The sequence below is a fragment of the Halorubrum sp. SD612 genome (assembly GCF_002135005.1).
Window position 1 is genome coordinate 1 of the sequence record NZ_NEWI01000279.1, and the last position, 2,098, is coordinate 2,098.

A 2,098-nucleotide genomic window follows, 5' to 3' on the forward strand; every position below is an offset into this window, starting at 1 on the left:
GGTCCTCGACGTCCTCGTACTCGACCTCGTTGTTGGCGAGCCCGGTCTCGCAGCGCGGGCACTGCGAGATGGACCGCTTCCCCTGCTCGACGAGCCCGTTGTCGGCGACCTCGGAGAACGCCCACCACGCGGCCTCCATGTACTCCGGGGAGACCGTCTCGTACGGGTCCTCCCAGTCCATCCAGACGCCGATGGACTTGAAGTCCTCGTCCATCGCCGCCCGGTTCTCTACGGCGAACTCCTTGCACTTCTCGATGAACGCCTCCATCCCGTACTCCTCGATGTCTCGCTTGTTCTCGAAGCCGAGCTCCTCCTCGACTTTGACCTCGATCGGGAGCCCGTGCATGTCGTAGCCGGGGCGGTCGGTGACGCGGTGGCCGGTCATCCGCTTGTGCCGGATGACGGCGTCCTTCAGCGTCTTGTTCCAGGCCGTCCCGAGGTGCATCTGCCCGGAGGTGTACGGCGGCCCGTCCACGAAGAAGAACGGCGGGTCGTCGGCGTGCGCCTCTTTCGCCGCCTCGTAGGCGTCGTGCTCGTCCCAGTACTCGTCGACCGCCGACTCGACGTCGGCGGGCGCGTACTGGTCGTCGATCTGCTCCATACGCGTTGGTCTGCGCGCGCGTATTTGAATACGGCGGAGTCGTGGGAAGAGTTCAGACGGCGGTGTCGCGGGAAGAGTTCAGACGGCGGAGTCGTGGGAAGAGTTCAGACGGCGGTGTCGCGGGAAGAGTTCAGACGGCGGAGTCGTGGGAAGAGTTCAGACGGCGGAGTCGCGGGAAACCGCTCCGTCGCCTCGGCGCTCGGCGGTCCCGACCCGAGTAATCGATCCATACCAATACCGAAGGAGGCCTTGCGCCCCGTATGGACACTGTACGTCTGACGCTCGTCGGCGCGGCAGTACTGTTCGTCGCGGTCGCCGCGACCGGCGGGGCGATCGCCGCCGACCCGGTGACGCTCACCGTCTCGGTGACCGACCGGGGCGGCGACGCCGTCGGCGGCGCGACCGTCGAGGCGGCGTGGGAGACCGACGCGGGCGAGACGGGGACCGCGTCGGGGGCGACGGCGAGCAACGGGCGGGTGCTCCTCGACGTTCCCCAGGGCGCCGATGTCGAGTTGGACGTCGACGACGACCGGTTCGTCCGGAACCGCCCGCTCCGGATCGGAAACGCGAGCGAGGCGGACGTCGCCCTCGGCGTCGCCCGGAGCGGGACCGCGACGGTGACCGTGGTCGACGACGAGAACCGGTCGCAGGCGGACGCGGCGGTGCGGGTCCGCGAGGACGGGCGGACGGTCGACCGCGGCGAGACCGACGCCGACGGCGTCTACGAGACGGCGCGCCTCGAACGCGGCGACTACGAGGTCGTCGTCGTGAAGCCGGGGTACCTCGAAGCGTCGCGTCCCGTGACGGTGGCGGCGAACGCCGAGACCGAGATCGCCGTCGAGCGGGGCACCGCGACCCTCGAAGTCCGGACCCTCGACGACCACTTCGACCCGCCGGCGCCGATCGAGACGGGAGCGGTGCGGGTCTCCTCGTCGGTGTTCGACGGACGGGTGAGCGTGACGGAGGGGACGGCCTCGCTCACCGTGCCGGTGAACGCCCTCTACACGGTCGCGGTCGTCAAGGACGGGTACGAGCCGTCGCTCGAACGCGTCAGGGTGCGGGAGTCGTCGGCGAGCGCGAACGCGACCGCGCAGCGGACCGCGACCCTCTCGGTCGCGCCGGCGAACCGTCGCGTCCTGGTCGGGGAGACGACGCGCGTGACGGTGCGGAACGCCTACGACGAGCCGGTCGCGGGCGCGACGGTCGAGGTCGACGGCGAGGCGGTCGGGGAGACCGACGACCGCGGCGAGGCCGAGGTGCCGATACCGTCGGCCGGGAACCGCACGGTCGTCGCCCGGGACGGCTCCGTCGCGTCCGAGGCGGTGACGGTCGAGGGCGTCGACACCGCGGAGGCGGCGGACGGGAACGGCTCTGACGGCGCCGGGAACGGCTCTGACGGCGCCCGCAACGGCCCCCACGAAGTGGACGCCTCCGGGCCAACCGCCGCAGGCCCCCCCGGCTCCCCCGCCGTCCCCGCCGCCCTCCCCCTCACCCGCG

2 protein-coding genes are annotated in these 2,098 nt (G+C 71.4%); one reads left to right on the forward strand and one right to left on the reverse strand.

The window, feature by feature from the left end; all coding sequences use genetic code 11:
• The coding region (locus B9G38_RS16385; protein WP_143415565.1) for a class I tRNA ligase family protein at positions 1-601 on the reverse strand (601 nt) is incomplete at its 3' end.
• Between the two features lie 260 nt (positions 602-861).
• Here B9G38_RS16385 and B9G38_RS16390 point away from each other — a divergent pair.
• A partial coding sequence (locus B9G38_RS16390; protein WP_086221087.1) for a carboxypeptidase-like regulatory domain-containing protein occupies positions 862-2,098 on the forward strand: 1,237 nt, incomplete at its 3' end.